Genomic DNA, 21,918 nt, shown 5'->3' with positions numbered 1-21,918 from the left:
CTATGATAAAGTGCATAAGGCTAAGGAGTTAGGTGAAACATCGGACAATATTTCTACCTAATCCTTAGCCTTTTTTGTTGCGCAAATGCCTGTCTTAAACCAAATTAATTCCCGAGTTCACGTTACTTTATGAAATTATCACAATGGAAAGGCGCCTCAAAATAAATATTGTGGAATAAATAAAGGCTACTGAGCCAGCTTATATCTTACCTCATCAATAATATTTTTTCTCGTCCTTAAGATTACTGACGCTATAGCGGTTCCCTTCATAGGTAATTACCCATGCTCCTGAAAGGGCATTACGTAAAGCAGAAGTGCAGGATTGGAGACTGGTGTCCCGGCAGCTTGCTTGTAAACCACCAGCAAATTCTCTTTCTTTAGCTAATCCCGGGCCTGTTTCTGCTCCTCTTTAGTAGGTAAATTCTGTGCAAAAGATTGCGCAGCCGATCATTCAATTCTGCCAGTGCTTTATTATGGCTCGACAAAGAAACCTTTTATTTCTAGCCTGGTCAGTGTTTCTTCTTCCAATTTATTTTAAGTAAACTAAATTGAAATTGCTAATTAAAAGGATTGAAGTTAATCTCTGATCTTTCTTGCCCTTACAAGATCAGTAGTTAGAGCAGCTTGTACTAGATTAACTACTAATACTGGAACAAAACGTTTGTGCCATTTCGAATCCATTTTTCGAAGAACATATTGTCGTTAAATTCACCTTCAAGCAATACGGATTTACTTTCTGTTACGGGAGTACGTGTACTCATAAAGGATGATATAACATTCTGATTGTTAGGTACCCAGTCCTGTCCTTTTTTAAGTGCAATGCATAAGTACTCATGGGTACTAGTATCTACTAAATATTTTCTATTCATTTTAAAGTCTAAGGGTTATAGGTATCAATGTGCCGTAAAGGCATGCATAGCTGTAACCGCAATAAAAAAAGCCTTACCGGGGGTAAGGCTTTTTATTAAATTATAGTTTAAAACTAAGCGCGTTTTACATTTACTGCGTTTAATCCTTTACGTCCTTCTTGCAGGTCAAAGCTAACTTCGTCGTTTTCTCTGATTTCATCTACTAGGCCAGAGGCATGTACGAAGTATTCCTGATCTGAATTTGTTTCTTTAATAAATCCGAACCCTTTAAGGTCGTTAAAGAATTTTACTGTTCCGTTATTCATATTGTATTTGTTATTATACACTTACTACATTTCAGCAGGTATAAACGTTCCTTAATTTCTTCAATATACAATAAATAAGACACTAATAAGCTATTTGTTAAGAGCCTTTCCTTTATGAGTTGATTCATAATTTCCGGTGTTATCTGGACCTGTGGTAAGCCGGCCTAAAATAAGTGGTTTATAATACTATAGATCGACTTCGAATACAAATAGCTGCCCGAAATAAATCAGGCAGCTATTAACTCATGAATAAAAGGATTGCTTATCTCCCGGGTAGTAGGTAGTAAATCGATTTACCTGTTTTGTTATAAAATTGCTCTTCCTAAAATTTTCTGTTGAATGTTGGCAACGTCTGTTCTTTGCCAGATCCGGGCAATTGATAGACTTTTCTTTACTTTAGCATACTCGGAATACCTAACCCTGCTAACACACGGCTGCGCACATTTAAGGCTCCTATAATACGGTTAACTGGTGTTGGCTTCATTCTAATCAGGGTTGGTATTGCTATTATGCCTGCTTCTTCTGCCTTGTCTGGATCTTTTTGTATATCAATGATGTCTAGCTGATAATCGCCATTTAAATTCTCCCTGCAGATCTTAAGAAGGGTGTCCACAGCCTCAATTGAATTAAGGCTGTGTCCGTTAATATAGAGCTGAAATACATGCATGCTCGTTTTTTAAATTTAGCTAAAAGTGCCGGTAAAATTGTGCAATGGTATGCTGGGAATTAATCTCTACCCGAGCTTATAAGCATAGGATTACCTGTCAGGATCCCGCTGATGCCCTCGAAGTGTTGGCCTATTTTGGCCCCTTCATCAGTTATAGAAAACTTGCGGATAGTTGCATCATGTTTAGAGCCACGCATTTTAAGCACAGCTATACTTCGTTGCATTTCACCGGACATTTCTACATAGCGCAGCAAAATAATTGAATCCGTAATAGGAGAAATGTTGCCTTCTGTATCGGACGTGCCGCCTGCCAGCAAGGGGGTATTGGATGTAAACATGCCTGTAATTTCTTGGTGCTTTAGATAAGAGGTAAAGGCGATGATAAACTCCCGGAATCCTTTGTCAGAAGATGTTCGCGCTAAAGCAGACAAGCTATCTATTGCGATTCTGTCGGGTTTAAAGTTCTTAACCACTTCCTGAATGTTGATAAAATGATCTTCCAATGAAGAGATTTCAGGATACAGGCAAATCACTTTCAGAAGTTCTTCTTCCTCCAGTTGCTTAAAATCAATCCCCCAGCCGGCTGCATTACGGTACAATTGTTCACTGCTTTCTTCAAAAGCCATAAGCAGGCAGCGCTCTTTTTTCTCCCGGATACCATTTATAAAATTGGCCACCAATAATGTTTTGCCGGCACCTATTGCGCCTGAAATCAGGTTAATAGATCCTTTATAGAGCCCGCCGTTTAGCATCTCGTCCAGTGCAGGTATGCCCGATGTTACACGCTCACTAGAAGAGACATGTTTCAGGTTCATGGCTGACAATGGTATGATTACAATGGCTTTTTCCGGATTTATAGTAAACGGGTTTTCACCTTTCTCATGGTCGCTTCCCCTGAATTTTAGAATCTCGATAGTCCTTCGGCGCTTCTCGTTGTATAATACATTCCGAAGTATAATTACGTTATCTGTCAGAAATTCTTCTACCCCGAAGCGCGTAATTTTACCATATTCTTCCAGGCGTTCGGCTGTAATGATAGACGTTGCTTCTAAACGGGAAAGAGTAAGAGCAACCTGTATTAATTCTCTGCGGATGGTATGCGTCTCTTCGTGAAATTGCGTGAAAATGCTGCCTATGGAGTCGATGACTACCCGTTTTGCATTACATTTTTTCACAGCTCTTTCTAACCTGATCCTGAAAGCGCTCAAGTCAAAATCGCCAACTGCTACTATGATTTCTTCTTTAGGGGCAGCATCCACAAATATCCATTTCCCTTCTTTTTCCCAGGTATCAATGTCCCAGTTAAAGCTTTTCAGGTTTTTCCGGATGTCATCTATTTGCTCTTCAAAGGTGACAAAAACACCTGGTTGATCGAACAACTCTATACCTAATGCGAGGAATTGCGCGCCAAAAAGTGTTTTTGCGCTTCCTGAGCTGCCTGCTACAAGGGTAGTTCGGCCTTGCGGCAATCCACCATGTGAAATATGATCGAAGGAAGCATTTCCGGTTTCTAATTTTTTAAGCTGCATAGGCAAGCATAAGTGGTTTTGGAAATAGAGATATTGTTCTGGACTTTCAGGTCTAGGAGTAACCATGACAGGAAGTTAAAAATGAGCTTTATGAAACATTCAAGAAGACCCAAGGGATTTTATTCAACCCCGTTAATCAGATCACCCAATTAAGGATTTTAGTTTTTGGCCTGAAAAAGTCTAACCTGAGTATACACTCCACTGTCTGAAGTATAATAACCAAAGGATGTACAAAGTTGGGAGCATTGAGGAGAAAAAGCTTTACAAACTTCCTCAAGTCTGTTTCAAATTTTACAGGTTATCAAGCACGCTCTCCCGTTTCTCCTTTACTTGCTTGTATAATGAAGGCGAAAGGCCTGTTATTTTTTTAAACTGGCTGGATAAATGGGCTGCACTGCTGTAATGTAACCGATGAGCAATTTCTGTAAGGTTGAGTTCATCATAAAACAATAGTTCTTTTGCTTTCTCTATTTTATGGATGATAATAAATTGCTGTATGGTGATGCCTTTAACTTCGGAGAATATATTTGCCAGGTAGTTATAGTTGTAACCCAATTTCTCACTGATGTAAACAGAGTAATTTACTTTCGGCTGCTCCTCCGATGAGTTAATCATGTCTGTTATGAGTTTCTTTACCTTCTCTATTAGCTTGTTTTTACTTTCATCGGGTAACTCCAGGCCGGCAATGTTAAGTTTTTCTTTTAGCTGTTCTACCTGAATGTCAGTAATATCTTTGTGCAGATCCACCATGCCCAGATCAATCACAACATACTCTGATTGTAATCCAAGATTCGAGAGTTCTTCCTGCACCATTGTTTTGCAACGGTTACTAACCATATACTTAATAAGTAATTTCATTTGTTATAGTAAAGTGCATACTCAAATCCGGGAGTATGGTACGGCGCTGCTGCTGGCAAAGTGATTAGAACCTAATGGGATGTGATGAGCAATGAGATCAGAATTTTACAGGAAAATGTAAAACAGGTTCTGTGTTATATACTTAAGACGTTTGCGCCCTATTATTAATTCATTAATCTGTAAGTATAAATTTATAGTAGAAGCTACACAATCATGTGATATGGTACAAGTTTGTTAAAACATATGAACTTTGTTGCCACTAATCTGTAACCTTAGGAAGTGAAAATCTGTATTAGCGCTGATCATCTTTTTTGCTGCCCTGCTGGCAGGAGGATGCTTTCGGTAATGCAGGTACTTTATACTTTAAAATCAATAAGTGGGGTTTTAGTTTCTGTTACTGGCGAAAGCTGGGCTATATAAATTTGAGCTTTTTTTGATATTACAAAGGTGGTGATAGTAGAGCTGCCTTATGTTACACAGTAAAAAATGAATGTTATATAAATCACATGTTTTCGAGGTTGGCCATGCGCTTATGCTTAAGCTGTTTGTAAAAAGAAGGGGAGAGGCCAGTAACTTTCTTGAACTGGTTCGATAAATGGGCTACACTGCTGTAATGTAACTTATGAGCGATCTCAGTTAGGGTAAGCTCTTTATACAAGAGTAACTCTTTTACCCTTTCAATTTTATGGAAGATAATGAATTGCTGTATTGTAATACCTTTTACTTCGGAGAAGATGTTAGCCATGTAGGTATAATCGTGGTTGAGTTTCTCACTGATAAAGTCCGAATAATTTACCTTCGGCAATTCATCTGAATAATGGATCATCTCAATGATGACATTTTTTATCTTCTCGATCAGGATGCTTTTCTTGTCATCAAGCAACTCCAATCCAGATAGCAGAAGATTGTTTTTGAGTTGAGTTCGCTGTTGCGGGGAGATGTCTCCCAGTATATCTACAGTACCCAAGTCAATTACCATGCACTGTAGCCCCAGCTTGTTCAGTTCTTCCTTCACCATCATTTTGCAGCGCAGGCTGACCATATATTTAATATACAATTTCATAGCAATTCTATAAACAGTCTTTTCTCCTGATTTAGAAGTCAGTTTCGATACCTTCCAAACTATGTTTAGTAAAAATTATATTTGATTGCGACCTATCTTTCAAAATATCGAGACGGTAGTGCGATCTCTTACTGGGTACAACACGCTGGATATAATACACAAGATTCTAGTTTTTGAATTATAAGTTTGAATAAATTAATTGTTGAATTTCGACAAGTTGTATGGTCGACTATAAATGTACACAAACTCTGGTGGGCATAGTAAATGATTAGCTAATAAAAATAAAGTTATTGAGATAAGTGATGTAAATCTATTCCTAATTAAATGGAGTGATATTTTGTTACTAATTTTAGTTACATTAAATTAAGTTGTGTAGCAGGTAATTGGAGCAGTACCAGAAGAGTTCTCCGGAAGGCCTTTTCCGCTAGAAAAATTCATAAACCGGACTTTATTTTTCAGCACAAATTCACACGATAAATCTTACTTCAAAGTACTTATTCCCTAATCCCCATCGAATAGGAGATCTTAAAACCTGAGTGTTATAGCTGATTTAGAAAAGGTATAATTTAATCGAATGAGATAAATTGTAGAAATTAAAAACGCTTTATTTGATGTGAACCGGCTTTTTATTGTAGTAGTCGGAAGGAGTGAATTCTCGAACCATATCAACAGGAATCACTCTGTTTTAGAAGCATATGTTTTAGTTAAAAGCAAGAATAAATTTTCATAACAGCTACCTTTTGCTAGGCCCATCCATGTAGGGCTGCCAGATGACGAACAGCACTCTTCAGGTAAGAGCAGGTAGCCATAATCATAGCACAGGTAGGTGGTAAGTGTTTCCTATTTAAGTGCGGTAGATCTGGGTCAGGTAGCGGAAATCGAAGCCTTCAAGCTCCAGGTACTGGCGGAGGATGGTGGTCTTGCCCTGTGGGCTAAGCTGCTTTAAGATGCTGCGGTTATTTCTGAGCGCGGCATTAATCGAGAGAATCCTGCGCTCGTGCTGGTTTTGCTGCTTAATCACGTTGCTGGCCAGGTGGCGGCAGGGATTTGAACAGTAGCGTTTATCGCTTCTGCTCACGATGGCTGTTCCGCACTGGATGCATGTTCTGGAATAGCTCATACCTTACCCGCGTTTATATCCATGTAAAAACGCGGGTACTGCTATAAAAGGTTTTACTTTTGCAAGCAGTATTTTCCTTATTTATCATGGCTTATCTACAGCAACTACCTGTTTTGTTCTTAAATCTGCTGGAACACGAGGGCAAAGCGTTTATCCACATCTGGCACAAGGCGAGCCCCTTTATCTCCAAGCGTTTAAAAGAAGCTACTTGGATCAAGTACAGCAAGACCTACAAGTGCTTTGTGATGCACCACAGTAATCAAGCTATCGAGATGATGCACCAGCACTTCCAGGGGCTGGCCAAAGTAGATACCCGTTACTTACATAAGCCCAAGCGCCTGCACCCAGCGCAAGGAACAGTTGTTTTGTAGCAAGTTAATGTTGCGTTAACCGAACCACTGGAAAAGGTGCCTGTACGGCCTGTGGTACGCCTTCAGCCTCTGGAGCATCGAGGCAAAGCTTATGTGCAACTATGCTACCACCACATCAATGAAATCTATCCCTGCCTGAAGAAAAGCCAGGTGTCCTGTTGGCTTTCGGACATGCAGTGCTTTGTGATCAATGCTGAAAGCCAGTCTATGCACTTGCTGCTTTCGGAACTGGAGTCTATAGCCCGGTAATGGCTGGCGCAAACGATGCAATTCAAGGACATGGCCCTATAGGCCAGGCTTTGGAAACAAAGCTATCAGAAAGGCCAGGGCTATCCCTTGCCCACTTGCCTACCTGGAAAAGCTGTTTCTGCTCAACTACTCGCTTAGTACCATTCGAACTTACCACAGCCTGCTACTCCGCTTTCTGAATGCGCACAAGGATAAGGAGATGGATGTAATTAATGCTTTCTCAGAAGAACAGATCAACCACTACCATAGAACGATGGTGCAGACGGGTACTTATTCTGTATCCTTTTTCAATCAATCCATCAATGCCGTGAAGTTTAATTTCCAGCGCGTGCTGCTGCGGCATGAAGTACAGTTAAACCAGGTAGAGCGGCCTGAAAAGCCCGAGCGCTTGCCCCAGGTGCTGAGCAAGCAGGATGTGCTCAAAATCCTGTCAGTGACCGAGAACTTAAAACACCGCTGCATGCTTCAACTGTTGTATGCCGGAGGCTTAAGGATTGGCGAAGTGATTAAGCTGAAGCTTAAGGATGTACAGTCGGAGCGTAACCTGCTGCTCCTATGTGGGGGAAAAGGCAAGAAAGACCGCACCACCTTGCTATCGCAAAAACTGCTCGAAAGTCTGTGGGCCTACTACAAAGTCTTTAAACCCAAGATATGGCTCTTTGAAGGGCAGACAGGCGGGCAGTACCCTGGGGAAAGCATCCGTCATGTTTTTCGGGCTTGTAAAGCAAAGGCTGGTGTGAAATCTCCCGCTACGCCTCATACGTTGCGCCACTCCTTTACCACCCACCTACTGGAGCAGGGAACGGATCTGCGCTACATCCAGGTGCTGCTGGGCCACCGAAGCAGCAAGACCACTGAGATCTATAACCATATTACCACCCATGCCGTGGATAAAATCGCCAGCCCGTTGGATAATCTTAAGCAAATACTTATTTTAGCTTAATCATATTCGAGCATGCACCTACCATTTAATTCTACGGGATACAGTCAGCAAGCAAGCTCCAGCAACTACGTACATAGTGCAGATAAGCGTATGTTGTCGTATAGCCGGTAGTTGTAGCAAATTTGAATAAAGAAATGGAACACCCAGAAGAGTATGAATTGATGGCAGTATTTGAGAGCGAGCCTCATATGCTTGACTCTTCAACTGACGTTCCGTTTTATTATAACAAATCAATTTACAAATACAGCAATCCTGAAAACGAAGTAATTACTTTCTCAATGACACCTTCCTATAATGAAGTTTCAATTAAAGTGTCAAAGGAAAACTTTGAGATTGCTAACATGAATCTGCAACACATCTCTTCCTTGAATGTGCTTAGTGACAATAAAGAAGAAAAAAGAATAATGTTATCAAGTAGGAAGTACGTGCTGAAAGTTCAGTTGAAGCCAAGGTTCAGCATTGAGTTTACTGAAGATATAGAAGAATAAAAACTGGCTACAACACGGCACAGGCTCCAAACTCGGCTACGCCTCGTTCGCAGCCTGTACTAATCGTTAGGCGGTAGTAAAAGTATAAAATGAAAAAAATAAAAATACTCTTACTGATAACAATGGGTCCCTTTATTGCTTTTGCACAGGGACAGGGAGGATCTTATTCAATAAGTGGTAGGGTCAATTTGATTATAGGACTTGATATGGTACCTGCGCAAGAAGCCTTGGTGACAGTCAAAAACTCGGGTCAGGTGGCTACAACAGACAGTCTTGGTATTTTTATGTTGGAGAACCTGCAACTGGGAAAACACCAGTTGCAGGTTCTCGGAGCAAGCTTTCCAGCCATAGATACCAGCTTGACCATAACAGAAGCGTCAATAACAGGCTTATCCCTGTTGGCTGTTGCAGATTGCAGCATCAATAAAAATATAGCACAAAGAGATATAAAGAAAAAAGAGCCAAGGCTTTTAATAATGGGTGGCATCGCACCAGTAGTATATGTACATCAGGAAAAGTTCGAGAAGAAGTATGATGTAAAGTACTACGACTTCGGCTGTGTTGCTCCAAATGAAAAATGCATAGAGCAGTATAATCAGGTCGTGTTCAAGTACCTTGACAGCAAGTATGGTAAAAAGTGGCGGAAGGAAGTAAGAAAAGATGTGGTCGGCATGTAAAACACAATCGCCTAACCCTGCACATAAGCCAAGCTTCGGCTGCGCCTTGTTCGCAGCCTGTACTAATCCGTTGGCAGAAAGGAAAAATAAAAGAATGGATTTCAATATTATTGAATATTTAAAGAGAGGTACACCAAAGCAACAAGCAGCATATAATGTGCTTACTCAATATTCAATAATGGAATATCTGCAACCTTATTCTCCCATATTGGCAGGGACAATTCCGATAGATATTGATATAGAAAACAGTGATTTGGACATTATTTGTTACTGGGAACATGTCGATGAATTCAAGGTCAATTTGTTCAAATATTTCTCCGGTTATAAAGACTTTCAGTTAGTTGATAAAATGGTTCAAGACCAACGTACGGTAATTGCTAATTTTATAGTTGAAAGCTTTGAGATTGAAATATTCGGGCAGAATAAACCTTCGCAAGAGCAGTATGCTTACAGACACATGGTAGTAGAGAACTATCTTCTACTTTCCAAGGGAAATCAGTTCAGGCAAACCATTAGGGAACTTAAGGATCAGGGATTTAAAACGGAACCAGCTTTTGCTCATGCTTTAGGATTGAAGGGAGATCCATATCTTGAACTTTTAAAATATGAAGAAAAATTAAAACCCTATTTGCTAACGTCTCTGCTAAAAAGCATTAAAACTCTTTTTAGCAGAGACGTTAGCAAATAAATTAAAAGATGAAGCTTATAAAGAAAGTACCGAAAGAAAAGTACTGGGATTACTTTATACTTGCAGCAAGGTTTCTTATTGGGTGGACCTTCCTTAGCTATGGCTACAGCAAAATGGTGGATGGTCAGTTTGGACTAAGTGACGCAGAATTGTCAACACCTTTGAAGGATTTAAGCTTGTTTCAGGTCTCATGGTACATGTTCGACCAGCAACCTTTCAAAGCATTCATTGGGATCTCACAGATGCTTTGTGGCGGTCTGCTCATCATAAATAGAACTGCTTTGCTTGGAGCGTTTTTGTTCCTTCCAATAGTTACTACGATACTGCTTATTGACCTTACTTTTATGCCGCCAGCTATGGCTAATGCCTTTGTTTGGCGATTGTCATTCTATATCCTGTTGGACTTTTTGATTCTTTGGCACTACAAGAGCAAGATGGAGGTAATTTGGAATGAAGTGTGGCAAGATGTGAATACAAAATTCAAGTTTCCGATTTGGTCATATGCGTTGCTACCTATTGTTGCAATAGCACTCGAAATTACTGGGGTTTTGCCTAAAATTATATTTTATTTAGTCACAGAACCAGCAGAAGTGTGGGCTGGAGTACAGAGGCTCATAAACAAAATCATTAGCTAACTACACCTTCACGATAGCTACGCCACCGCAAAGCCTAGTCCATTAACGTTAACTTAAATGAAGACTGAAACTCTTATACATTTTTGCTTTCATAGGCATATTCGCTACCATGTGGGGCATTTATGATTTTCTTAAAGCTCATAATGACGCTTCTCAATACTTGTCTCTGTGTAAAAATGTAGAAGTTGGTATGACGTTGGAAGAAGCCAAGAAAGTAATGGGGGACTACGAATCTTACAGAAGAAGAAATAGAAGTGAAATCTGGACCAGTTTTAACAATAGTGAAGAAAAGACATACTACCTTACTTACCCTGTAGTGCTTTTTGCTTCGACAGGAACAGAAATATATTTTGACCTTGATACACAAGTGGTCACAAAAGTAATTTGTGGTGAGTAAGAAAAAATCATGCTAACAAAGTACCTGAGCAAAGCTTCGGCTTACGCCTTGCCCACCTCATGTACGGGAGCGTTACCTAAGATGAATATTACTTTAGGAAAAATTTATCTTAGTTTTTGCTATCAAATTGAATATAGATCATCATATGAAAGTTTTTACACCTCCTGCCATTTTACTGGTTTTACTCTACGTAGCATCTACTGTCAATGCCCTAGCCTGTACCTGCCTTGGAGAGAAGCCTCTAGATTTTTGGGATCTCGTTTCTCCTAATTCCAAAAACGCAATGGTAAAATTTGAAGAACTTGTTCAGGCGGAGCCGATAGAAGGACATATATATGGCAGGTTTATTGTTATGGAAAATTATAATACCGCGGATTTCAAAGTTAATGATACGATAATTCTAAACAGTGTTGCAAACACCTGCGGGGTTTATTTGCCTGGTATAAGAGCCGGAGATACTTTGTTAGTAACACTGTTTCATGATTATAGCTTACATGCAAGTTGTTCTTTTAATTCTATGGGCGTAAGAAATGGTTATGCAGACGGTATGTCGCTGGAGGAGGTAAAGACCAAGATTATGACTATTACAAGTTCTCCGAAAGATCTGGTGGTCCGAAACAATATGCTAGTGTACCCTAACCCTGCTTCAAGTTTCCTTACTGTTAAATTCCTGCATATCGGCGAGCATCCAAATAAAATTGAGATTCTGGATATGAGCGGAAGAGTTGTAAAAACAAAGGAAACAAACAACACAGAGGAAGAACTGGATATTCAGAACTTGCCAAAGGGCCTGTATCTCCTAAAACTGTCTTATAATAATTTGAATCCTGTTTTGCGAAAATGGGTGAAATCCTAAACTGTAGAAATTACATTAGGTAGCTTCGTCTAAATGTTATCTACGCCACCATTTAGGCTATTAGCCAATATTGATACTATAATCTGTAATCAGTTTCCATCCTTAATCAACAAATTAGTATTCATGATTCTCATAGACGATTTTATACAAGGCTTTTCTGAAAATTCCCCAAATCAAAGGGATTTACAGCCATGGGAGATAATTGATAATCTTAAAGAGATTTTGCATAATATGATTTCACATCTTGGTGAAGATTATAAAATAGAGGATGGCATAGCTGTGCATAAAACAGCCATAGTTGAAAAAGGAGTTGTAATGACAAGTCCAGTTATAGTAAACAAAAACTGTTATATCGGGGCTAATGCCTATTTCAGAGAAGGCGTTTACCTTGATAACGCTGTTAAAGTTGGCCCTGGTTGTGAGATAAAAAGCAGTATTCTTTGCGCAGAAACTGCTGTTGCACATTTTAATTACATTGGCAATAGTAATCTAGGTAAATACATAAATTTTGAAGCTGGTTCTATTGCCGCCAATCATTATAATGAAAGGACTTCAAAGAAAATTTCAGTTGTACATAACTCTATCATAATCGAAACAGGTACAGAAAAATTTGGTTCTTTGGTTGGCGATAATTCCAGAATAGGCGCAAATGCGGTATTATCTCCTGGTACCATATAAAAGAAAAATAGTATTGTAAAAAGGCTTGAATTAATAGAACAATGCAAAACTGAATAAATCAACTAACAAGCCATAACAATTGGGATAAGCTTAGTTATGTTAGATTAAAGAGTAACGACTTTGCTCAGGCATGTTTATGTGCTTTAGGTTTTATTGTCAAGTGTTTCTCCTAGTAGGTGTTACGTCTCCCTCTTTTTGCAACAATCACTTAATACAGCTTGACGGACTTGCTGGCAGCTTCGAAGAAGTCTCCGTTATTCAGGGCATAAACCAATTTAAAGCGGTACACCCCGGCTGTGCTTGGCGGCTCGGTTAGCTTTAGCTCAAAAGCGTCTTGTTGGATAGAGATCCTGTTCTCCTCCATGTAAAGTTCCAAAGGGCGGAAGGTGGAGAAGTCATCAGGGTAGGAAGTCCAGTCATTTGTCAGTAAAATGCTGTTTAAGGTATCGCCCTGAACATAGTTGTCGTTATAATCTGTAAGAGTGACAAGGTAGAGGGTGTCCACACCGACCCTTGCTCCCGATGAACCGCTTTGGTCGCAGGTCAAGGCATACAGCCGAGAACCACCACTACTTTCTACGCCAGCGTGGTAACTTTTCTCAAAGCCTACACGCATGAAAAAATCATCCCACTCGACAGGCTCGCTTTCTCCAACCGCCTCCCAAGGATTCGGGCCCTGCCCGGTATACCTAAGGTTATAGATGCGCAGCCCATGAATGGAGAAGTACGGCTTGATGTCCGGGCAAGCCTCAAAGAAGACGCACGATACAGGACCAAAAAAGAGCAGAAGCGCTATCAATGACACCTTTCCTGCTGCGATGATTTGTCTATTCAGCATATGATTGTCTGTTACTAAAATGTTTATTGCCAACCGTTGGCTAAAGAGCAAGTCCTATGAAGTGAGGTCCCGGCAATTTCTGTTCTCTGCGAAAGGACTGAAACCACTACTCCCGATGGCAGCCGCTGGAGTGAGTTATACTAAGGAGCGAGAGTATGTTGAGCAGGAGAAGATTCAGGGCTTCAGCCGGAGTATTTCTATTTTTATTCTGGGAAGGCCACCAATTTCACAGTAGTTGTTTCCTGAAAAATGAGTCANAGGAGCGAGAGTATGTTGAGCAGGAGAAGATTCAGGGCTTCAGCCGGAGTATTTCTATTTTTATTCTGGGAAGGCCACCAATTTCACAGTAGTTGTTTCCTGAAAAATGAGTCACTGTCTCATAGGTAAATAAAAGTGTATCCCCTTCCACCTGCCGTTCCTGCGGCACGTTCCCAGCCAATACGACATTATGAAATGTCTCTGGCTGTCCCTGTAGAGGCAAGGGCCAGGTCTCGCCTATATTCCTGTCAGATAACACTTGGATAACCGTGCCTCCACACGTGGCCTTTATAATCTTGCCCTCTATGTATCCCAGTGCGATGGTCTCCTGCTTACCACAGGAAGAACCAAGCACTGCCATCAAAAACAATAACACAAAACTTCCTTTCATGGCTGCATTCTGAGACGTCTACAGTTGAGGAATCAACATGCCCCACCGTTAAATTAAAGGTTACCTATACAAGGTGGTATATTATATTGAGATCTCCTCAATATTATGTGTTAAGATTTTATTATAAAGTAGATCAAAGAAGGAAGGCTACAATGTTACACCTTGATATTCTATAAGCTGTCTCACATGGCAAGGGAATTGCCTCACAACTCTTGAGAGCCGCAAGCATGTCAAAATATCAAACCTACTACCCCTGATGTTAGGCAATAGGGGCAGATTCGCTTATAACTGATGTTATGTAAAATACCTTTTTGAAAGTTCGAAGATCCAATTTTCCATAAGTGCCATCGGTGGAGCAAGATGTATTTTTGTAAACAAAAAGGAGTAAGCTTTGGAATGTCTAGTCCTGATATAGGTTGACAAGTATTCATCCCAGGAAACGGCGGTATCTAGCAACAGCAAAAATAGCTGTTGCTCCACGTTGCTGACTTGTTGCTGACAAGTTAGAAGATGTCTCTGTATAGTATTCGCTATAAAATATGGTTAATTCTGGCCTCTAATCCGCGTTTTACGCTGTTATTGCTACCCAATCTTTAGGGCTGATACAGCAGCAACATCCAGCAACAAGTCTCTTAGGCGGTATCCCAAAATCGCGGAATTTACGAGACAAAAGAGGAGTGAACATTTTGGGCTTTGTCCGCATAGCTTCTGATTTTTAGGGTCCCCACCATGAGTCCCGCATACCAAGTAGCCAAGTTGGTAAAGGTCCGTCAATAGAGTCTACCCCAGGAAAGGCTAAATTTAAGCAGGAGCAGACAGAGCTTTTTCATTGCCAATAGCATTCAGGACTCATACGCCTGTGAGAGCAAATCAAGCTGATTTAGGTATGGAGCGACTTAGGAAGACAAATACACAGTCAATCCCGAAGGTTTTTTTTATTATTTTTATAACTTAACCCCAGCGAAAAGAAGCCCTTCCAAGCCCTTACCTCGGTCCGGGCTTTATAGCACCATGCACCATGCATGTAGTTTTGTCCTATTCATAAGAAACATGAAAAAAACACTAGCAACCATCCTGTCTACCGTTCTTATTCTGTCTTGGGGAGCCGCCTACAGTTGCTCTGCCTTTCTGCTTAAAGGGGAGGGCCATTGTGTCGTCGGGTTCAATGAAAACTGGAAGACTATGCCGGGAATCGTCGTGCTCAACAAAAGGAACATCGTCAAAGAGAGCCTGAGCTGGAAAAGGCTTACGTCTTCCCAGGCAACCAAAGAAAAGACCATAACGTGGAAATCGAAATATGGCTCAGTGAGTTTTAACCTGCTTGGCGCTGACCTTCCCTGCTACGGGGTGAACGAGAAGGGCCTGTTCCTCGCGGAGCTCTACCTAGATAAGACCTACTCGATGCCTGACACGGCCAAGGCCAACATGTTCTGGGCACAATGGATCCAGTACCAGCTCGACAGCCACGCCACGGTGGAGGAGGTGATTGGCAACCTGGATAAGGCGCCTGTCATAGATTGGTGGCCCAATTTCCCGGGAAGCCACTTTTTTGTGGCCGACAAGGAGGGCAACACCGCGGCAATCGAGCTGATGGAGGGGCGGTTCTAGGTCTCCTCCCAGGAAGGAATGCCCGTGCCGGTGCTCTGCAATGACCCGTACCGGAAGGAGCTGAAGGCCGTGGGGGCCTATGACTTCATGGGGGGCGGGAAAGGGTTCGACTCTTATTCCAAAAAGTGGGAGGACCGGTTCGCTAAGGCCACGCACATGTTAATGTTCTATAAATCAGGTATTTCCCCCATCGACTACTCCTGGCAAGTGCTGGACAGCATCAAACCGGGGCAGTGGCAGCTGGTGGCCGATCTTAGGAACGGCGTCGTTCACTTCAGGTCAGACGTAGGCAAGGAGGTAAAGTCGCTGGACCTGTCAGCGTGCGGGTTTGAGCGTGGAGGACCCTTAGAATATATTGATATCAACTCGGAGCTGAAGGGAGACGTCAGAGGCGGGCTCACCAAGTTGACGGCGGACTTGAATGACAGTTATGTGGCCAGGGGGTTTCCCATAGGGTACGTCAACAAGGAGTTTCCCGAGTCGGAGGACTACAGGAACATCAAAGCTAATTTGAGGAGGTATTATCTTCGGCTGATTGGGCATAAATACTAGCTTAGGCGGTGGTGCAAGCCTCAGCAGGAATGGAAGTGTCCCATGATCGACCACAAGGATTCGATAAGCGACAGCTGCCCTTGAACTAGAGCATGCTGTAATTTTTTTCAGGCAGGCAACTATGGCTTGGATGGCTGCATCTATGGGATGAACAAAGCGATCTGATCTACTCCCAATGGCAAACCATCAAAACCCGCCCCCTAGAAAGATACGGGAGGCTTCATGGCCTGTCCTGCTGGCCTTTTACGTCGGCCACATCCTGTTGCTGGCTTTCCCTCTCTTCCCTGTATGGCAGCGGCAGGTGGAGAAAGCCACCGGCGGCCTGGTCAATTCCATACTGCTGTCTTCTGTACTCGCCTTTCTTATACTAGTGGGAGGGGTCGCATGTGCAGGGGGACGCCTGCGGCTGGCGGATGTGGGGCTTGAGAGGAAATTGCTTCTCCCCGGGGCGGTTGCCTGCACCGCCATCTGGCTTCTTCCCCAGGCAGCCGGGGCCGCGTACCAGCTGCTGGTCCGTGGGAAACTGGAGCTCATCGAGTTTTGGTCCGACAACGAGCTGGCCCCGATGCTCGGTCAGCTGGTAGCGCAGCTGCTGGGCAATGCGCTCTTCGAGGAGACCGGCTACCGCGGCCTTCTTTTACAACAGCTGAAGATTAAGCTCGGGGGGCGGGTCCGGGCAGCCAGGGCGCTGACAGGAGCAGTGATCATTTCTTCCCTACTCTTTGCCTTGATGCACCTGCCTGCAGTCTGGCTCTCCGGAGCCTCGACGAGCGAGATGCTTCTCAAACTTGGCGTAACGTTTGTGGGGGGGATGGCCTGGGCGCTGCTTTTTCACCGGACCCGGAACCTATTCTTCATCATCGGCGTCCATGCCCTGCTCAACGTCCCCTTCTCCCTCTATATCCCCAATCCGCTGGCAGTGATCCTGACGCTGGTGCTGGCTATGGTGGTTGCGTGGAGACACCAAAAGCAGTTATTTCCAGTGTCTGAGGGTTTTTTAGGATTCAGGTACGACAAGTGTAAATATTAACAAGGCCGGCTCCCTTGAACAGGAGCCAGCCTTATAAAGCTATATTATGTTAAGTGAAATTTAATGACTTGGCTATACTAGTGCTCCTCCAATTTGATTGTTAGAAAGGTTATGTGCCTTTAAAGTTGTTCCAAAGCGGCCAGAGGCCGCGGAATAGCAGTCACGAGGGAGGACGCTCGCGCCATGTTAATTTTTAATTTGAAAGTGCACTAGGTACGTTTATGCACGATAGATGTGGTTGACAACTTGGTTTATATAACAAAGTGCTTTGGATAGTGGTCAAGATGATAAAAAATTAATACAACCCAATATTTCTTAGCCGGATTTGCAAAATAAGGGTGAGGTGGAAAATTATAGTTTCAGCAGGTTGTGTAATTTTTCCAATATATTCTTTTAAGAGCTTTTTATCATTAGCAAAGTCAGTAATTCTTGTTCCTTCTACTTCCACCTGTCCAAAACCTTTAGGTGACGGGCCACCTCTTTAATTTCACAGCTACTGCAGTTGCGTACCAGCATGTGCAGTATCACTTACTTTATCTCCCTGCGGTAGTCTGACTTGTGGTAATACAACTGGAACAGCTTGCCGCAGCAATGGCACAGAAATTTTTGTCTGCCCGTGCGCTTTACACCATTTTTTACTACTTTCAGACTGTAGTAGCAAGGGGTGATTCACTTGCATCGTTAGCTGGCATATAAGTTCCTATAAACATTGTCACTGCCAAACTTATACTACCATCATCTATTACAGCCTACAACCAAGATTTTATAGAACTTACTTTACCTGAATACATGTACGATAAACTCTTTAACTATATAGAGCAGTATGCTGGTTTGCCGCTCACAGAGACAGATAGACAAATCATTCAAGAAGTCTTTGTGCCCATGAAACTACGGAAGAAACAATACTTCCTGCAAGAGGGAGAAGTCTGTAAGTATATGGCATTCATAGTTAAGGGAGCAACGCGGCAGTATACAGTAGACGATAAAGGCGCTGAACATATGGTACAGCTGGCAATCGAGAACTGGTGGATTAGCGACCGGGAAAGTTTTACCATGCTTACTCCTACTATATACAATATTGATGCCTGGGAAGACTGCGAACTCCTTACCACAACCAAAGCAGATGCTACCCGTTTGGCTCATATTCCTGCTGCTGTTCAGGCTTTACGGGAAATGGATATTAACCATGCCATCGCCATGCAGAAAAGAGTAAGTTCTGCCATCGCTATGACGGCAGAACAACGTTACGCACAGCTTGTAGAAAGCAATCCCACATTTTTGCAGCGCTTTCCCCAGCACATGATAGCTTCTTACCTGGGCATGACGAAAGAAACATTGAGCCGCATTCGCATGAAAGCCTCCGGTAAATAGTATCCTTTCCATCCTCTTACTGTCACCGCTGAACCGTTGATTTTTATCAACAGAATTTGTTGACTTTTGACATCGTTCTTACGCTTCTTTAAGTGCCAACTTTGTAATATCAAATCGCAGCTAAAGTAACGCAAATAATGACTACACGTCAGGCGTACGCTGCGGTTAGTACTAAACGAAGAAATCAAGGCAATGAAAAAGAAGATTAGTTTTTCAGCTCAGGGACAAAGAGCTGACATAGGTGAAATGATTATTTATAGAATTTTACCTAACCGCTATGCCGATGCGGTTGGTCCATTTGTTTTTCTCGACCACTTCGCTCCAATTAAAGACTCTCCGGATCAATCTAGAACGAAGCAGGGTACCGGAGCACACCCTCACAGAGGCATTGCAACCCTCACCTATGTACTCAAAGGCGAAGGAGAACACTTTGACAGCCAGGGGAACCATGCAAAGGTTTACTCAGGTGGCATCCAGTGGATGAAAGCCGGGAATGGTATCCTTCATGATGAAAGAGCAATTCCTGATACCCAAACCGGTGACCCGTACATGCACGGCTTTCAATTTTGGATTAACCTCCCTTCCCAGGTAAAAAAAGAGAATCCGGAGTATTTGACGGTAGACGCAAATGAGGTTCCAATCGCTAACCTGGAGGACAACAGGGGCTGGCTTAAAGTTATAGTTGGACAATATAAAAACCTGGTGTCAAAAATTCCAACCTACACCAAGCAGTTTTTATACCATATCCAGGTTAACGCAGGAAAAACGGTATCATTTCCTGCAGAAAAAGGAATGGAATATGCCATTTTTCTGCCACAGCACCATGCTACTGTCAACAACACCTCCTTTCATGCTGGTGATTTTATAGCGTTCGACACGCAAGAAGGAACAATTGAAATCACGAACGCTCCTGACACAGCCGCTGACATCCTTCTATTTGGAGGCGAGCCTTACACAGAACCTATTGTTGCACATGGCCCTTTTGTGATGAACAGTTTACTGGAAATTGCTGAAGCATACCAGGATTTCCATGCAAACAAGTACGGCAAGATTAATTATCAAGCAGAAGAACATAAAAATAACTAAATATATCCCTATTCATTCTCAAACAAAACAATTTAGTATCATGAAAGCCTTCAACATAATTACGTGGGTACTTACCATTTTATTAGCGGTGGCATTTTTCGGATCAGGAGTTACCAAACTCATCGGTGTCGAAATGCAGGTTCAGAACATCCAGAGTTGGGGATTTCCGGATTGGTTCCGCTACCCTGTTGGGCTTGGCGAGATAGCGCTAGCAATAGCTTTAATATTTTTCAAGCCTAAATCCTTTGTGATGTATGGTATCTACATCTGGGCTTTCGTAGCCATCCTCACTCACCTACAAGCAGGGCAGACAGAAATGACCGGTGGCCCACTGGTATTTGCGTTGCTAAATACGGTGCTGCTTTTGAGCTGGAAAAAATCAAAATACGCACGCTAAAATTCAGCACGTCATAAGTTAAACAATCATAAAAGACACACTTAAATCACATACTATTATGTTAAAAGTAGCCATTATTATAGGAAGCACAAGACCAGGACGGCAGGCAGAAGCGGTAGCAAAGTGGGTATACGAAATAGCACATCAAAGAACGGATGCTGCATTTGAAGTGGTAGATTTAATCGATTTTGAACTACCTCTTTTGGATGAGCCGTATCCGCCTTCTATGCAGCAGTACACCAAGGCACACACTAAAAGATGGTCTGAAAAAATTTCATCCTTTGATGCATTCGTTTTTGTAACACCCGAATATAACCACAGCACCTCAGGTGCCCTAAAAAATGCCGTGGACTTTTTATACCGTGAATGGAATAACAAAGCAGCTGGTTTTGTAAGTTATGGCAGTATAGGAGGTGCCCGTGCAGTAGAACACCTTCGGTTAATTATGGCAGAGCTTCAAGTGGCAACGGTTCGGGAGCAGGTAATGCTCTCCCTGTTCTCTGACTTCGAAAACTTTCAGGTTTTTAAACCGGCAGCCATGCACGAGAAAAAGGTGAACCTGATGCTTGACCAGGTAGTGCTCTGGGGTGCCGCCCTGAAAAATATCCGGGTAGAGCAGGCGCAAGGCAATTGACGAAGTCAAACCATATTAAAAATTTTTAGATAATAAGTTTTAAAATAAAAGCATGATGACCGGCTACACGAGACAAACAGGAAGCTGATAACACAGGACACAACTTGTTGTAATCTGTATTTCAGGTCTATGAGTTTCAGAAATTTAATCATCAGGCTTACACAGAAATAGCGTTATGTCAATTGCAAGACAACTTATAAAGAAATACAAACCTCAAGGACAAGCAGGTTTTTTAGGAGCCGGACACGAAGCCCGACCCGTAGTAAGTGGACCATTTATTCAAACGGATCCATTCATCTACTTAATGGATGATATATTAGACAAAAAAGATAACATCCCTGTTGGCGGACCTCACCCGCACGCAGGCTTCGAAACAGTATCGTTGCTGTTGCAGGGTTCATTTGGAGACGAGAAACACCATATGAAAGAGGGCGATTTTGAAATAATGACGGCTGGGAGCGGCATTGTGCATACGGAAACACTAGAGAAGAAGGCAAAGCTGCGCTGGCTGCAATTATGGCTCAACTTACCTAAGAAAGATCGGTGGGCAGCACCGAGAGTGCAAAACATGTCCTTTAAACATGTGCCGACAAGTAACGAGCACGGCGTTAAGATTCATCTTTACAGCGGTTCCTTAGCTGGTTTAACATCTCCTGTACAAAATTATTCACCACTTATTGTTGCCAACATCACTATTAATGCGGGGGTAACTACAGTACAACAACTGCCTGCGAACTACAACACTTTTTTGTATGTGATTGAGGGTAGCGTTAAAATTGGTATGGGAGAAAAGCAACTACATAAAGACGAAGTAGGATGGCTGAATCTATCTGAAGAAACATCAGAGAGTGATTTAAAGCTAACAGCAGGTGAAGCAGGAGTTAATTTCGTGCTTTATGCAGGAAAGCCAACAGGTGATGAAATTGTTTCGCATGGACCGTTTATAGCCGACACAGCGGAAGAAATTCAGCAATTGTATCAGGAGTACAGACGAGGGAAAATAAATCATATAACAACTGTTCCCGAAGAACGAAAAATAAAGTGGTAGTTGCTGGTAATTTCTGATTCAATATAAAATATTCTGCTGTATAGATTCTGTGACCCGTCTGAAAAAAGTTGACCGTGCTTGCCGATTCTCTTAAAATGGCCGGTTTAGCGATAATTGTAAACAGTTTGCAAGATTTGTGTTTGGTGAGTCCTGAATTGCCGTCTCACAAATCAAACTAGTATTTTAATTAACGTGAACTCGGGAATTAAGCCAATGTTCTGGCGAGGTTAAACTTTTTGTTTTTGTGGTCGAGAAAGGTGTAGGCGGTCAGACCTGAGAGGATGTGGACCAGGGCGTTGATGGGGTTTCGGT

At 42.2% G+C, this 21,918-nt stretch carries 25 protein-coding genes; 17 read left to right on the top strand and 8 right to left on the bottom strand.

The annotated features are described in order from the left end of the window. Window positions 1-982: 982 nt before the first annotated feature. The 6 genes from ACMA1I_RS22780 to ACMA1I_RS22755 all read right to left on the bottom strand — a co-directional run bounded on the left by ACMA1I_RS22780 (window position 983) and on the right by ACMA1I_RS22755 (window position 6,411). Complete coding sequence (locus ACMA1I_RS22780) at window positions 983-1,174, bottom strand: cold-shock protein (protein WP_337070799.1); 192 nt, start codon at window positions 1,172-1,174, stop codon at window positions 983-985. A 391-nt stretch (window positions 1,175-1,565) separates the two neighbouring features. Continuing rightward, window positions 1,566-1,841: a circadian clock KaiB family protein gene (locus tag ACMA1I_RS22775; RefSeq protein ID WP_337070798.1), complete on the bottom strand. Its 276-nt coding sequence runs from the start codon at window positions 1,839-1,841 to the stop codon at window positions 1,566-1,568. Between the two features lie 59 nt (window positions 1,842-1,900). Further along, complete coding sequence (kaiC, locus tag ACMA1I_RS22770) at window positions 1,901-3,370, bottom strand: circadian clock protein KaiC (RefSeq protein WP_337070797.1); 1,470 nt, start codon at window positions 3,368-3,370, stop codon at window positions 1,901-1,903. A gap of 291 nt (window positions 3,371-3,661) precedes the next feature. Beyond that, the gene (locus ACMA1I_RS22765) at window positions 3,662-4,228 is read right to left on the bottom strand and encodes an AraC family transcriptional regulator (RefSeq protein ID WP_337070796.1); all 567 of its coding nucleotides are present in this window, start codon (window positions 4,226-4,228) and stop codon (window positions 3,662-3,664) included. Window positions 4,229-4,730: 502 nt separating this feature from the next. After that, window positions 4,731-5,291, bottom strand: a complete 561-nt coding sequence (locus ACMA1I_RS22760; protein ID WP_337070795.1) for an AraC family transcriptional regulator — start codon at window positions 5,289-5,291, stop codon at window positions 4,731-4,733. A gap of 844 nt (window positions 5,292-6,135) precedes the next feature. Next, entirely contained in the window at window positions 6,136-6,411 is a 276-nt protein-coding gene (locus ACMA1I_RS22755) for a hypothetical protein (protein ID WP_337070794.1), read from the bottom strand. A gap of 86 nt (window positions 6,412-6,497) precedes the next feature. Between ACMA1I_RS22755 and ACMA1I_RS22750 the strand changes: the two genes are divergently transcribed. From ACMA1I_RS22750 to ACMA1I_RS22710, 9 genes are all read left to right on the top strand, one after another. Continuing rightward, the gene (locus ACMA1I_RS22750; protein ID WP_337070793.1) at window positions 6,498-6,782 is read left to right on the top strand and encodes a hypothetical protein; all 285 of its coding nucleotides are present in this window, start codon (window positions 6,498-6,500) and stop codon (window positions 6,780-6,782) included. A 313-nt stretch (window positions 6,783-7,095) separates the two neighbouring features. Continuing rightward, window positions 7,096-7,974 carry a tyrosine-type recombinase/integrase gene (locus ACMA1I_RS22745; RefSeq protein WP_337070800.1) on the top strand — a complete coding sequence of 293 codons (879 nt, stop codon included), beginning with the start codon at window positions 7,096-7,098 and terminating at the stop codon, window positions 7,972-7,974. 134 nt (window positions 7,975-8,108) lie between these two features. After that, window positions 8,109-8,462 carry a hypothetical protein gene (locus ACMA1I_RS22740; protein ID WP_337070792.1) on the top strand — a complete coding sequence of 118 codons (354 nt, stop codon included), beginning with the start codon at window positions 8,109-8,111 and terminating at the stop codon, window positions 8,460-8,462. A gap of 89 nt (window positions 8,463-8,551) precedes the next feature. Continuing rightward, the gene (locus tag ACMA1I_RS22735; RefSeq protein WP_337070791.1) at window positions 8,552-9,139 is read left to right on the top strand and encodes a carboxypeptidase-like regulatory domain-containing protein; all 588 of its coding nucleotides are present in this window, start codon (window positions 8,552-8,554) and stop codon (window positions 9,137-9,139) included. Window positions 9,140-9,233: 94 nt separating this feature from the next. Then, on the top strand, window positions 9,234-9,827 hold the full coding sequence (locus ACMA1I_RS22730) for a DUF4269 domain-containing protein (RefSeq protein WP_337070790.1): 594 nt from the start codon (window positions 9,234-9,236) through the stop codon (window positions 9,825-9,827). 8 nt (window positions 9,828-9,835) lie between these two features. Then, window positions 9,836-10,462, top strand: coding sequence for a hypothetical protein (locus ACMA1I_RS22725; protein ID WP_337070789.1), 627 nt, complete (start codon window positions 9,836-9,838; stop codon window positions 10,460-10,462). A 109-nt stretch (window positions 10,463-10,571) separates the two neighbouring features. After that, window positions 10,572-10,859, top strand: coding sequence for a hypothetical protein (locus ACMA1I_RS22720; protein WP_337070788.1), 288 nt, complete (start codon window positions 10,572-10,574; stop codon window positions 10,857-10,859). A 145-nt stretch (window positions 10,860-11,004) separates the two neighbouring features. Further along, window positions 11,005-11,715, top strand: coding sequence for a T9SS type A sorting domain-containing protein (locus ACMA1I_RS22715; protein ID WP_337070787.1), 711 nt, complete (start codon window positions 11,005-11,007; stop codon window positions 11,713-11,715). Window positions 11,716-11,838: 123 nt separating this feature from the next. Next, window positions 11,839-12,393: a DapH/DapD/GlmU-related protein gene (locus ACMA1I_RS22710; protein WP_337070786.1), complete on the top strand. Its 555-nt coding sequence runs from the start codon at window positions 11,839-11,841 to the stop codon at window positions 12,391-12,393. Window positions 12,394-12,601: 208 nt separating this feature from the next. Here ACMA1I_RS22710 and ACMA1I_RS22705 read toward each other — a convergent pair whose 3' ends face one another. Together ACMA1I_RS22705 and ACMA1I_RS22700 are read right to left on the bottom strand one after the other, a co-directional pair. Next, on the bottom strand, window positions 12,602-13,231 hold the full coding sequence (locus ACMA1I_RS22705) for a hypothetical protein (RefSeq protein WP_337070785.1): 630 nt from the start codon (window positions 13,229-13,231) through the stop codon (window positions 12,602-12,604). A gap of 289 nt (window positions 13,232-13,520) precedes the next feature. Then, entirely contained in the window at window positions 13,521-13,880 is a 360-nt protein-coding gene (locus ACMA1I_RS22700) for a hypothetical protein (protein ID WP_337070784.1), read from the bottom strand. A 1,050-nt stretch (window positions 13,881-14,930) separates the two neighbouring features. Here ACMA1I_RS22700 and ACMA1I_RS22695 point away from each other — a divergent pair. The 8 genes from ACMA1I_RS22695 (at window position 14,931) to ACMA1I_RS22660 (ending at window position 21,606) form a co-directional block, all read left to right on the top strand. Further along, window positions 14,931-15,488 (top strand): linear amide C-N hydrolase, encoded by a 558-nt coding sequence (locus ACMA1I_RS22695; RefSeq protein WP_337070783.1) that lies wholly within the window; start codon window positions 14,931-14,933, stop codon window positions 15,486-15,488. An 18-nt stretch (window positions 15,489-15,506) separates the two neighbouring features. Continuing rightward, window positions 15,507-16,040: a hypothetical protein gene (locus ACMA1I_RS22690; RefSeq protein ID WP_337070782.1), complete on the top strand. Its 534-nt coding sequence runs from the start codon at window positions 15,507-15,509 to the stop codon at window positions 16,038-16,040. Window positions 16,041-16,215: 175 nt separating this feature from the next. Beyond that, a complete protein-coding gene (locus tag ACMA1I_RS22685) occupies window positions 16,216-17,070 on the top strand; it encodes a type II CAAX endopeptidase family protein (protein WP_337070781.1) in 855 nt (284 codons plus the stop codon). Window positions 17,071-17,859: 789 nt separating this feature from the next. Further along, complete coding sequence (locus tag ACMA1I_RS22680; protein WP_337070780.1) at window positions 17,860-18,441, top strand: Crp/Fnr family transcriptional regulator; 582 nt, start codon at window positions 17,860-17,862, stop codon at window positions 18,439-18,441. A gap of 192 nt (window positions 18,442-18,633) precedes the next feature. Further along, complete coding sequence (locus tag ACMA1I_RS22675) at window positions 18,634-19,527, top strand: pirin family protein (RefSeq protein ID WP_337070779.1); 894 nt, start codon at window positions 18,634-18,636, stop codon at window positions 19,525-19,527. 40 nt (window positions 19,528-19,567) lie between these two features. After that, window positions 19,568-19,924, top strand: coding sequence for a DoxX family protein (locus ACMA1I_RS22670; protein WP_337070778.1), 357 nt, complete (start codon window positions 19,568-19,570; stop codon window positions 19,922-19,924). Between the two features lie 58 nt (window positions 19,925-19,982). Then, window positions 19,983-20,558: an NAD(P)H-dependent oxidoreductase gene (locus ACMA1I_RS22665; RefSeq protein WP_337070777.1), complete on the top strand. Its 576-nt coding sequence runs from the start codon at window positions 19,983-19,985 to the stop codon at window positions 20,556-20,558. Window positions 20,559-20,733: 175 nt separating this feature from the next. Next, window positions 20,734-21,606, top strand: a complete 873-nt coding sequence (locus ACMA1I_RS22660; protein WP_337070776.1) for a pirin family protein — start codon at window positions 20,734-20,736, stop codon at window positions 21,604-21,606. The last annotated feature ends 312 nt before the right edge of the window (window positions 21,607-21,918 follow it).

The sequence above is a fragment of the Pontibacter sp. 13R65 genome (assembly GCF_047525655.1).
In the GTDB taxonomy this organism is placed as follows: domain Bacteria; phylum Bacteroidota; class Bacteroidia; order Cytophagales; family Hymenobacteraceae; genus Pontibacter.
The sequence above is the reverse complement of the archived record's forward strand: the minus strand, read 5'-3'. Positions and strand labels throughout refer to the sequence as shown.

What these genes read in the sequence shown, in the direction of transcription:
- ACMA1I_RS22740 (WP_337070792.1), top strand. Translation starts at nt 8,109, where the DNA reads ATGGAACACCCAGAAGAGTATGAATTGATGGCAGTATTTGAGAGCGAG.
- ACMA1I_RS22690 (WP_337070782.1), top strand. Translation starts at nt 15,507, where the DNA reads ATGCCCGTGCCGGTGCTCTGCAATGACCCGTACCGGAAGGAGCTGAAG.
- ACMA1I_RS22780 (WP_337070799.1), bottom strand. Translation starts at nt 1,174, where the DNA reads ATGAATAACGGAACAGTAAAATTCTTTAACGACCTTAAAGGGTTCGGA.
- ACMA1I_RS22725 (WP_337070789.1), top strand. Translation starts at nt 9,836, where the DNA reads ATGAAGCTTATAAAGAAAGTACCGAAAGAAAAGTACTGGGATTACTTT.
- ACMA1I_RS22675 (WP_337070779.1), top strand. Translation starts at nt 18,634, where the DNA reads ATGAAAAAGAAGATTAGTTTTTCAGCTCAGGGACAAAGAGCTGACATA.
- ACMA1I_RS22700 (WP_337070784.1), bottom strand. Translation starts at nt 13,880, where the DNA reads ATGAAAGGAAGTTTTGTGTTATTGTTTTTGATGGCAGTGCTTGGTTCT.
- ACMA1I_RS22660 (WP_337070776.1), top strand. Translation starts at nt 20,734, where the DNA reads ATGTCAATTGCAAGACAACTTATAAAGAAATACAAACCTCAAGGACAA.
- ACMA1I_RS22680 (WP_337070780.1), top strand. Translation starts at nt 17,860, where the DNA reads ATGTACGATAAACTCTTTAACTATATAGAGCAGTATGCTGGTTTGCCG.
- ACMA1I_RS22760 (WP_337070795.1), bottom strand. Translation starts at nt 5,291, where the DNA reads ATGAAATTGTATATTAAATATATGGTCAGCCTGCGCTGCAAAATGATG.
- ACMA1I_RS22710 (WP_337070786.1), top strand. Translation starts at nt 11,839, where the DNA reads ATGATTCTCATAGACGATTTTATACAAGGCTTTTCTGAAAATTCCCCA.
- ACMA1I_RS22665 (WP_337070777.1), top strand. Translation starts at nt 19,983, where the DNA reads ATGTTAAAAGTAGCCATTATTATAGGAAGCACAAGACCAGGACGGCAG.
- ACMA1I_RS22775 (WP_337070798.1), bottom strand. Translation starts at nt 1,841, where the DNA reads ATGCATGTATTTCAGCTCTATATTAACGGACACAGCCTTAATTCAATT.
- ACMA1I_RS22730 (WP_337070790.1), top strand. Translation starts at nt 9,234, where the DNA reads ATGGATTTCAATATTATTGAATATTTAAAGAGAGGTACACCAAAGCAA.
- ACMA1I_RS22705 (WP_337070785.1), bottom strand. Translation starts at nt 13,231, where the DNA reads ATGCTGAATAGACAAATCATCGCAGCAGGAAAGGTGTCATTGATAGCG.
- ACMA1I_RS22720 (WP_337070788.1), top strand. Translation starts at nt 10,572, where the DNA reads ATGTGGGGCATTTATGATTTTCTTAAAGCTCATAATGACGCTTCTCAA.
- ACMA1I_RS22670 (WP_337070778.1), top strand. Translation starts at nt 19,568, where the DNA reads ATGAAAGCCTTCAACATAATTACGTGGGTACTTACCATTTTATTAGCG.
- ACMA1I_RS22715 (WP_337070787.1), top strand. Translation starts at nt 11,005, where the DNA reads ATGAAAGTTTTTACACCTCCTGCCATTTTACTGGTTTTACTCTACGTA.
- ACMA1I_RS22685 (WP_337070781.1), top strand. Translation starts at nt 16,216, where the DNA reads ATGGCAAACCATCAAAACCCGCCCCCTAGAAAGATACGGGAGGCTTCA.
- ACMA1I_RS22735 (WP_337070791.1), top strand. Translation starts at nt 8,552, where the DNA reads ATGAAAAAAATAAAAATACTCTTACTGATAACAATGGGTCCCTTTATT.
- kaiC (WP_337070797.1), bottom strand. Translation starts at nt 3,370, where the DNA reads ATGCAGCTTAAAAAATTAGAAACCGGAAATGCTTCCTTCGATCATATT.
- ACMA1I_RS22765 (WP_337070796.1), bottom strand. Translation starts at nt 4,228, where the DNA reads ATGAAATTACTTATTAAGTATATGGTTAGTAACCGTTGCAAAACAATG.
- ACMA1I_RS22695 (WP_337070783.1), top strand. Translation starts at nt 14,931, where the DNA reads ATGAAAAAAACACTAGCAACCATCCTGTCTACCGTTCTTATTCTGTCT.
- ACMA1I_RS22755 (WP_337070794.1), bottom strand. Translation starts at nt 6,411, where the DNA reads ATGAGCTATTCCAGAACATGCATCCAGTGCGGAACAGCCATCGTGAGC.
- ACMA1I_RS22750 (WP_337070793.1), top strand. Translation starts at nt 6,498, where the DNA reads ATGGCTTATCTACAGCAACTACCTGTTTTGTTCTTAAATCTGCTGGAA.